Origin of the sequence: Sphingomonas corticis (assembly GCF_012035195.1) — a bacterium.
GTDB classification, from domain to species: domain Bacteria; phylum Pseudomonadota; class Alphaproteobacteria; order Sphingomonadales; family Sphingomonadaceae; genus Sphingomonas; species Sphingomonas corticis.
Genome location: NZ_JAAVJH010000019.1, coordinates 26341 through 35791, shown reverse-complemented (window position 1 = coordinate 35791; position 9451 = coordinate 26341). Strand labels below are relative to the sequence as shown.

Annotated in this window: 6 protein-coding genes; all 6 read left to right on the top strand. The window is 69.2% G+C overall.

Going from position 1 to position 9451, the window contains the following annotated elements:
• The first annotated feature begins 177 nt into the window (after positions 1–177).
• The 6 genes from HBH26_RS18170 to cobA all read left to right on the top strand — a co-directional run bounded on the left by HBH26_RS18170 (position 178) and on the right by cobA (position 9080).
• Positions 178–1338: a nitrate/nitrite transporter gene (locus HBH26_RS18170; protein ID WP_168136064.1), complete on the top strand. Its 1161-nt coding sequence runs from the start codon at positions 178–180 to the stop codon at positions 1336–1338.
• A 49-nt stretch (positions 1339–1387) separates the two neighbouring features.
• On the top strand, positions 1388–2593 hold the full coding sequence (locus HBH26_RS18165; protein WP_168136061.1) for an alginate export family protein: 1206 nt from the start codon (positions 1388–1390) through the stop codon (positions 2591–2593).
• Positions 2594–2826: 233 nt separating this feature from the next.
• The gene (gene nirB / locus HBH26_RS18160; protein WP_168136060.1) at positions 2827–5340 is read left to right on the top strand and encodes a nitrite reductase large subunit NirB; all 2514 of its coding nucleotides are present in this window, start codon (positions 2827–2829) and stop codon (positions 5338–5340) included.
• A 5-nt stretch (positions 5341–5345) separates the two neighbouring features.
• Entirely contained in the window at positions 5346–5690 is a 345-nt protein-coding gene (gene nirD / locus HBH26_RS18155; protein WP_168136063.1) for a nitrite reductase small subunit NirD, read from the top strand.
• 2 nt (positions 5691–5692) lie between these two features.
• Positions 5693–8281: a nitrate reductase gene (locus tag HBH26_RS18150; protein WP_168136059.1), complete on the top strand. Its 2589-nt coding sequence runs from the start codon at positions 5693–5695 to the stop codon at positions 8279–8281.
• Positions 8265–9080, top strand: coding sequence for a uroporphyrinogen-III C-methyltransferase (cobA, locus tag HBH26_RS18145; RefSeq protein WP_168136058.1), 816 nt, complete (start codon positions 8265–8267; stop codon positions 9078–9080). The genes HBH26_RS18150 and cobA overlap by 17 nt, the downstream gene beginning before the upstream one ends.
• The last annotated feature ends 371 nt before the right edge of the window (positions 9081–9451 follow it).

Genomic DNA, 9451 nt, shown 5'->3' with positions numbered 1-9451 from the left:
CGGGCTACGCCCGCCCTACGCCGCAACCAGCGCGAACGGTGCGACCCCCATACCCGTCACGCTGCTTGACGAAGGGGGTCCCTTTTGCACGCCGATAGGGGGTCCTTTTTGGACGCCGATTGACATACGACCGATCGGGCCGGCGGCGGCTTCTGGCAGGCGGGGCATCGGCCGACGCTGATCGCCGCCTTCCTCTATTTTGATCTCGCGTTCATGGTCTGGGTGCTGCTCGGCCCGCTTGCGCCCGACATCGCCAGGGAACTTGCGCTGTCGCCCGCGCAGAAGGGCCTGATGGTCGCCACGCCGACCCTGGCCGGCGCGGTGTTGCGGCTCGTCGTCGGGCTGCTGGTCGACCGGATTGGCCCCAAGCGGACCGGCGCGCTGAATCAGGTGATCGTCATCGCGGGGCTGATGACGGCGTGGCTGCTGGGCGTACACAGCTTCTCGGGCACGCTGGCGCTGGGTGTGATCTTGGGGTTCGCCGGCGCCAGCTTCGCGGTGGCGCTCCCGCTCGCCAGCCGTTGGTATCCGCCCGAGCATCAGGGCAAGGCGATGGGCATCGCCGGCATGGGCAATTCGGGGACGGTATTCGCCGCGCTGTTCGCGCCGACGCTGGCGAAGCTGTTCGGCTGGAACGCGGTTCTGGGCCTGGCCTGCATCCCACTCGTGCTCGTTCTCTCCCTCTACCTCGTCATGGCCAAGGATGCGCCTGACGCGCCCGCGCCAAAGCCCGTCATCGCCTATCTGGAGCCGCTGCGCACTGCCGACGCCTGGTGGTTCATGCTGTTCTACGGCGTCACCTTCGGCGGCTTTTCGGGGCTGTCCTCCTCGCTCACCATCTATTTCACCGACCGTTTCGGCCTGACGACGGTGGTTGCGGGCTATTGCACCGCCGCCTGCGTGTTCGCCGGCTCGCTGGTGCGGCCGCTGGGCGGGGCGCTCGCCGATCGGATCGGCGGCGCGCGAACGCTGACCACCGTCTATCTCGTCGCGGCGGTCGCGCTGGTCGGCGTCAGCGCCGCCGCGAGCGTCGGCTCCGCGCTCGGCCTGTTCGTGCTCGCGATGCTGGCGCTGGGCGCGGGCAACGGCGCGGTGTTCCAGCTCGTCCCGCAGCGTTTCGGCAAGGAGATCGGGGTGATGACCGGGCTGGTCGGCATGGCCGGCGGCATCGGCGGCTTCTATCTCGCCTCCAGCCTGGGCCTCGCGCGCCAGCTCACCGGCAGCTTCTCCTACGGCTTCCTCATCTTCGCCGTCCTCGCGCTCGTCGCATTTGCCGGGCTCAGCCTGGTGAAGCGCCGGTGGCGCAGCGAATGGGCGACCGGCGGCGTGCGGATCTGAAGCGGGCGGCGGGCGGGCCACGGCTCGCCCGCCTTCAAGGAGGAACATCATGCGCCTGGCACTCGCCGCGGCGGCGCTGATCGCCGCCGGACAGCCGCTCCATGCCCAATCGGTCGCGCTCAAGCCGCTCGCCGACGCGCGCACCCGCTACGAGACGGTCGAGCAGGACGGCCTGCCGCGGGACGCAGACGCGCTCACGATCCGGCTGCGTGCCGGCGTGGAGGCGCGCGTCGAACGCTGGTCGGCGCTGGTGGAGGGGCAGGGCACGCTGGGCGTCGTCGACCGCTATTTCGACGGGCTGGAGGGCGCGGCGGACCGCCCGCTGGTCGCCGATCCACAGAATGTGGCGCTGTATCGCGCCCAGCTCCAGTATCGCGCCGACGATCTGACCATGACCGCCGGCCGCCAGCGCATCGCCCTGGACGATGAGCGCTTCGTCGGCGCGATCGGCTTTCGCCAGAACGGCCAGACCTTCGACGCGGTCCGCGCCGAATGGACGCCGTTGCCCAAGCTCAAGCTGGACCTGAGCTATGCCTGGAGCGTGCGGACGATCTGGGGAAACGACGGGAGGGACGCGCGCCAGTCGGCGGTATCGGGCGACAATGTCTTTGCGAACCTCTCCTACGCGACGCCGGTCGGCCTGCTCACCGGCTTCGCCTACCTCGTCGATCAGGACGAGGCGGCGGTGCAGGGCTACCGCTTGTCCAGCCAGACCTATGGCGTGCGCTTCGCCGGGGCCCGGCCGATCGGCAGTGGCGCCAAGCTCTCCTACCAGGCGAGCTACGCACGTCAGGCGGACTATGGCGGTAATCCCAACGCCTATCGTGCCGAATACTACCTCATCGATGCGGCGCTGGACGTGTGGCGGCTGAGGTTCGGCGGCGGCTTTGAAGTGCTCGGCGCCGATGACGGGCGCGCGCTCACCAGCTTCCAGACGCCGCTCGGCACCAACTTCAAGTTCCAGGGCTGGGCCGACAAGTTCCTCACCACGCCGCCCGATGGCGTACGCGACCTCTACGGTCAGGTCAGCACCGGCTGGAAGGCAATCGGCCCCGCCCGGGACATTACCGTCCAAGCGGTGTTCCACGACTTCCGCAGCGATCGGCTGGGGCGCCGCTACGGCCGCGAGTGGGACCTGCTCGCCTCCGCCAAGTTCGGTCCGACCACCGCCTCGGTTCGCTATGCCGATTACGACGCTCGCAGCTTCGCCACCGACACAAGCAAGCTGTGGCTGCAGCTCGATTGGGCGCTGTAGTTGCTGCAGCGCAAAAAAGGGGGTTGAGCGCCACGCGAAGTTGAGGAATACTCATGCGACGCGAGCAATGCTGCCCGCATCGACATAGCCCGCCCGCTCCGCCGCTGGAGCATGGCAGGCGCATCGCCCCGGCCGCCGTCCGCTGCCGGTCCACGATGATGGCAAGGCCGCCATCTCGCCCCCGTTCCGCGGGGCCGAGATGGCGGCCTTTTTCGTTTCCGGAGTTTGCGACGATGGACTTCCAGGGTCAGGTCACGGTCGAGGAAAGCTCACGCGATGCGGTTCCCGCGGGCGATCCGCGTCCGCACCTCGTGGTTGTCGGCAACGGCATGGCCGGCTGTCGCGCCGTCGAGGAGCTGCTGGCGCGCGAGCCGGGCCGCTACCGCATCACGATCTTCGGCGCCGAGCCACATGTGAACTACAATCGCATCATGCTCTCGCCGGTGCTGGCAGGCGAGAAGACGTTCGACGAGATCGTCATCAACGATCATGCCTGGTATGCCGACGCCGGCATCCGGCTCGTCACCGAGGATCCGATCGTCACGATTGATCGCGCCGACAAAACGGTCAGCGCCCGTTCGGGCCGCACGACCGCCTACGACAAGCTGTTGATCGCCACGGGGTCCGACCCATTCATCATCCCGGTGCCGGGCCGCGACCTGCCGGGCGTCATCAGCTTCCGCGACATGAAGGATGTCGGTCACATGCTGGCCGCGGCGGCGCAGGGCGGCGATGCGGTGGTGATCGGCGGTGGCCTGCTGGGACTGGAGGCGGCGCACGGCCTCACGCTGCGCGGCATGAAGGTGACCGTCCTCCACCTCATGGACACGCTAATGGAGCGGCAGCTGGACGAGGCCGCCGGCTGGCTGCTCCGCACCGCGCTGGAGGCGCGCGGGCAAACGATCCTGACCGGCGCCGATACGGCCGAGATCGTCGGCGACACGCACGTTCAAGGGGTACGGCTGAAGGACGACCGCGTGATCCCGGCCAGCCTCGTCGTGATGGCGGTGGGCATTCGGCCCAGCGTGGCGCTGGCGCGCGAGGCCGGGCTGGAGATCGGCCGCGGCATCCGCGTGGACGACAATATGGTCACCAGCGATCCCGACATCCTCGCGGTCGGCGAATGCGTCGAGCATGACGGGCAGGTCTACGGCCTGGTCGCGCCGCTCTGGGAGATGTGCCGCGCGCTTGCCGACGGGCTGGTCGGGCGGCCGACCGGCTATCGCGGTTCGGTCACCTCTACCAAGCTCAAGGTGTCGGGGATCGACGTGTTCTCCGCCGGCGACTTCTCCGGGGGCGACGGTGCCGAGGACATCGTCCTGCGTGACGCCTCGCGCGGCGTCTATAAGCGTCTCGTCCTCGAGGAGGATCGCGTGATCGGCGCCGTCCTCTACGGCGATACCGCCGACGGCGCCTGGTACTTCGACCTGCTCAAGAAGCGCGAGGATGTCGCGGCCATCCGCGACGTGATGATCTTCGGCCAGGCCTTCGCCTCCGGAGGTGGGCAGGCGGACCCTAAGGCGGCCGTTGCGGCGCTCTCGGACGATGCCGAGATCTGCGGCTGCAACGGCGTCAGCAAGGGCCAGGTCGTCGCCGCGATCACGGGCGGCGCGTGCAGTCTCGATGCGGTGCGCGGCAGCTGCAAGGCGTCGGCCAGCTGCGGTTCGTGCACCGGCCTCGTCGAGCAGTTGCTGGCAATCACCCTCGGCGACGAGGTCCAGGCCGGGCCGAAGACGATGTGCAAATGCACCAGCTTCGGCCACGACGACGTCCGCCGCGAGATCGTCGCGCAGGAGATGCGATCCATCCCGGAGGTGATGCAGCGGCTGCACTGGTCGACGCCCGACGGCTGCGCCTCGTGCCGTCCGGCGCTGAACTACTATCTGCTCTGCGCACTGCCGGGCGAATATGTCGACGACCAGCAGAGCCGCTTCGTCAACGAACGGCTGCACGCCAACATCCAGAAAGACGGCACCTATTCGGTCGTGCCGCGCATGTGGGGTGGCCTCACGAACCCGCGCGAACTGCGCGCCATCGCCGACGTGGTGGAGAAATACAACGCGCCGATGGTCAAGGTGACCGGCGGTCAGCGACTCGACATCTTCGGCATCCGCAAGGAGGACCTGCCGGTGGTCTGGGCCGACCTGAACGCCGCCGGCATGGTCTCCGGCCATGCCTATGGAAAGTCACTGCGCACGGTGAAGACCTGCGTCGGGTCCGAATGGTGCCGCTTCGGCACGCAGGATTCGACCGGCCTGGGCGTCAAGATCGAGCGGATGGCGTGGGGATCGTGGATGCCCCACAAGTTCAAGATCGCGGTGTCGGGCTGCCCACGCAACTGCGCGGAAGCGACGATCAAGGACTTCGGCGTGGTCTGCGTCGACAGCGGCTACGAGCTGCACGTCGGCGGCAATGGCGGCATCAAGGTGCGCGCCACCGACCTGCTCTGCAAGGTCGCGACCGAGGCCGAGGCGATGCACTACTGCGCCGCCTTCATCCAGCTCTACCGCGAGGAGGCGCGCTATCTGGAGCGCACCGCGCCGTGGATCGAGCGGGTCGGTCTGGACCACATCAAGGCTCGCATCGTCGCGGACGCGGAGGGCCGCGACGCGCTTGCCGCGCGCTTCCGCCATTCGCAGCTCTTCTCGCAGGACGATCCCTGGGCGCAGCGCGCCGCCGGCGCCGAGCGAGACCAGCACGCGCATCTGGGCGAGTTCCGCCCTCTCGTCCTCGAAGCCGCGGAGTGACGCGCATGATTGCCGACTGGATCGACGTCGGGCCCGTCCAGGCCATCCCGCCGCGCGGCAGCCGCACCGTGCCCGTGCAGGGCGGCGACGAGATCGCGCTCTTCCGCACCCATGACGAGCGCGTCTTCGCGCTGGTCAACCGCTGCCCGCACAAACATGGGCCGCTGAGCCAGGGGATCGTCCACGGCCATGCCGTCACCTGCCCCCTCCACAACTGGCGCATCTCGCTGGAGACGGGCGAGGCGCTCGGCGACGACCGCGGCTGCACGCCGACCATCCCGGTGCGGGTGGACGCCGGCCGCGTGCTGATCGCGCGCGCGGCGCTGGTCGCCGCCGCGATCGCTGCCTGACCATGGCCGATCCGGTCCGCACCACCTGCGCCTATTGCGGCGTCGGCTGCGGCATCCTGGCGACCCGCACCGGCGAGCGCACGCTGGAGATCAGGGGTGACCCGGATCATCCTGCCAATGCCGGCCGCCTCTGCTCGAAAGGCACCCACCTTGGCGAGACGGTGGGGCTGGAGGGGCGCCTGCTCCATCCGCTGATCGGCCGCCGCCGCGCGAGCTGGAACAAGGCGCTCGACCTCGTCGCCCGCCGTTTCCGCCGCACCATCGCCGAGCATGGGCCGAACAGCGTCGCTTTCTACGTCTCCGGCCAGCTGCTGACCGAGGACTATTACGTCGCCAACAAGCTGATGAAGGGCTTTATCGGCTCGGCGAACATCGACACCAACTCGCGCCTCTGCATGTCGAGCGCGGTGGCCGGCCACACCCGCGCGTTCGGCGAGGACATCGTGCCCGCCAGCTATGACGACCTGGATGCGGCCGACCTGATCCTGCTGGTCGGATCGAACACCGCCTGGTGCCACCCCATCGTCTATCAGCGGATCATGGCGGCGCGCGTGGCACGCGGCACGAAGCTGGTCGTCATCGACCCGCGCCGCACCGAGACTGCCGAGGAGGCCGACCTGCACCTCGCCATCCGCCCGGGCAGCGACGTGGCCCTGATGAACGGCCTCCTCGCGCATTGCCGCCGCGAGGGGCTGGTCGACGAACGCGGGCTCGACGTGCCGGAGGGTTTCTGGGACGCGCTCGACACCGATCTCTGGACGACCGCCAGGACGTGCGACGTTCCCCCTCCCGACCTCAACCGCCTATTCGAGCTGTTCGCCGCCACCCCGCATACCGTCACCCTGTTCAGCCAGGGCGTGAACCAGTCGCTGGCCGGCACCGATCAGGTCAACGCGATCCTCAATCTCCACCTCGCCACCGGCCGGATCGGCAAGCCGGGGGCAGCGCCCTTCTCGATCACCGGCCAGCCAAACGCGATGGGCGGCCGCGAGGTCGGGGGCCTCGCCACCACGCTTGCCGCCCACATGGACTTCGCGCCAGAGCACGTCGCGCGGGTAGGCCGGTTCTGGGGCGCGGAGCGGATGGCGACCAGGGCGGGGCTGAAAGCGGTCGACCTGTTCCGCGCCGTGGGCGAGCGCCGGATCAAGGCGCTGTGGATCATGGCCACCAACCCCGCCGTGTCGATGCCCGATGCCGCACAGGTGCGCGAGGCGCTCGCCGCTTGCCCGTTCGTGGTGATGTCGGATGTGGTCGCGGACACCGACACCAGCCTTCACGCCCATGTCCGCCTGCCCGCCGCCGCCTGGGGCGAGAAGGACGGCACCGTCACCAATTCCGATCGCACGGTCAGCCGCCAGCGCGCTGTACTGCCGTTGCCGGGCGAGGCGCGGCCCGATTGGTGGATCGTCAGCGAAGTGGCGCGGCGCATGGGCTGGGCCGACGCGTTTTCCTATGATCGCCCGGCCGACATCTGGCGCGAGCATGTCCGCCTCTCGCGCTACGAAAATGGCGGCGAGCGCCTGTTCACGCTCCCGGGCGAAGCCGGCCGTTCCAACGACGACTATGCGGTGATGGCGCCGTTCCGCTGGGGCGGCACGCCATTCGCCGACGGCCATTATCCGACGCCCAGCGGCCGCGCGAGGCTGGTGCCGGTGCGGCAGGCGCGGCTCCAGCCGTCGCTGCGCAATTGGCCGCTGACCCTCAATACCGGCCGGTATCGTGATCATTGGCATACCATGACGCGGACCGGCCTTTCGCCCAAGCTCGCCCGCCACCGCGAGGAGCCGCTCGTCGAGCTTCACTCCGACGATGCCACCCGGTTGGGGCTCGTCGACGGCAGCCTCGCGCGCGTGGGCACGCCGCAGGGGGAGAGCGTCTATCGCGTGGCGATCAGCGCAGGCCAGCGGCCCGGCGAGCTGTTCGTGCCGATCCACTGGACCGACCGGACCTCCACCGCCGGCCGCACCGGCCTGCTGCCCCGGCCGCTCAACGACCCGCATTCGGGCCAACCCGGCTTCAAGAATACGCCGGCCCGTATCGAGCCGCTGGTGCCTGCCTGGCATGGCTTCCTGATCGGGCGCGATGCGCTCCAGCCGTTGCCGAATACCCTCTGGGCGACGCGCATTGCCGTGCCCGGCGGGAGCCTCTTCGAGCTTGCCGGGGACGGCGACCCGGCTACGCTCGGAACCCTGCTGCCGAGAGGCGATCGCATCGAGGCGCGCGATGACGCCCGCGGCAGTTGGCGGGTCGCGGTGCTGCAGAGTGGTCGGGTAGCGGCGGTTCTGCTCGTTTCGCGCGATGGGCCGCTGCCCTCGCGCGAATGGCTGATCGAACAGCTCGGCCAGGAGGCGGCGCCCACCCTCCTCGCCGGCCGCGCACCCGGCCCGGCGGTGGAGCGCGGACCGATCGTTTGCGCCTGCTTCAACGTCGGCCTCCTCACCCTCACCCGCGCCATCGCCGATCAGCGCCTGGCCGACGTCGCCGCGATCGGCCGCGCGCTGGGCGCCGGCACCAATTGCGGCTCGTGCCGACCGGCGCTCGGGCGCCTGATCACCCAAGCCGAGGAGACCGTCGATGCCGCTCGCGCCTGAGTTCGCCCCCGGCACTGTCTGGCTGGTGGGCGCGGGCCCCGGTGACCCGGACCTGCTGACGCGCAAGGCGATGCGGCTGATCGAAGCCGCCGACATCGTCTTTCATGACGCATTGATCGGCCCGGGCGTGCTCGGCCTGATCCCCGCCGGCACGGAACGGGTTTCGGTCGGCAAGCGATCCGGCCGACATTCCAAGGACCAGGGGACGATCAACGACCTCCTCCTGACGGCCGCCCGCGACGGCCGCAGGGTCCTGCGGTTGAAAGGGGGCGATCCCTCGATCTTCGGCCGCTCGGGCGAGGAGATCGATCACCTCACCACGTGCGGCATCCTGGTCCATGTCTGCCCCGGCATCACCGCCGCAAGTGCGGCGGCGGCGTCGAGCGCGGCCTCGCTGACGCTCCGCGGCGTCGCCCGCTCGCTCACCTTCGTGACCGCGCATACGCGCGCCGGTGAGGCGATCGATCTCGACTGGTCCGCGCTCGCCGCGCCGCAGGCCACGCTCGCCGTCTATATGGGCCGCGCCGCTGCGGGAACGATCGCGGCCGGGCTGATCGGGGCGGGCCGCGACCCCGCCACGCCGGTGCTGATTGTCGTGAACGCATCTCTGCCGGACGAGCGAACTGTTCGCGGGCAGCTGACAGCACTGGCGTTCCTGGTCGAGACGATCAGCGACGACGATCCGACCCTCCTGCTGATCGGAGAAGCTGTTTCCACTTCTGCGAGGAACCGTACGCAGCACATCAAACAATCGGTGGCCGAGACAATTTCGGCCAGTATCGCAAGCATGAACTGGTGAGTTTCCTTGTCCCTCCGTCCTGTGGATGGCCGCGATTTCTGCTTTGCACCGCGGTATGCTGCACCCTATGCTTACTGGCAGCGGAGATCTATTAATCGCGCGGAAAGTCCGCGGAGGATCAACCTCTTCTTCACACTCCTTAGGTCTTGCCGTTTCGGACTCGATCCGCTGAGCCGATCGCCCCCGCGAGCGCCATCCTGGCGCCGAACGCGGACGGGCACTGGTCTTGACGATTGGCGTCCTCGACCACTTCGACGAGGAATCAACCGGGTAGCAGGAGCGGGCTTCTAGGGCACTCGCCAGCGGCCGTGCGCAGTGAGTTCCCGGGTGGCGACCGCCGTTGGGGATCCCCTCGCGCCTGAGCGCTCAGT

Excerpts from the sequence above, each read along its gene's own strand:
- HBH26_RS18165 (WP_168136061.1), top strand. The coding sequence starts at position 1,388 with ATGCGCCTGGCACTCGCCGCGGCGGCGCTGATCGCCGCCGGACAGCCG.
- HBH26_RS18150 (WP_168136059.1), top strand. The coding sequence starts at position 5,693 with ATGGCCGATCCGGTCCGCACCACCTGCGCCTATTGCGGCGTCGGCTGC.
- nirB (WP_168136060.1), top strand. The coding sequence starts at position 2,827 with ATGGACTTCCAGGGTCAGGTCACGGTCGAGGAAAGCTCACGCGATGCG.
- cobA (WP_168136058.1), top strand. The coding sequence starts at position 8,265 with ATGCCGCTCGCGCCTGAGTTCGCCCCCGGCACTGTCTGGCTGGTGGGC.
- nirD (WP_168136063.1), top strand. The coding sequence starts at position 5,346 with ATGATTGCCGACTGGATCGACGTCGGGCCCGTCCAGGCCATCCCGCCG.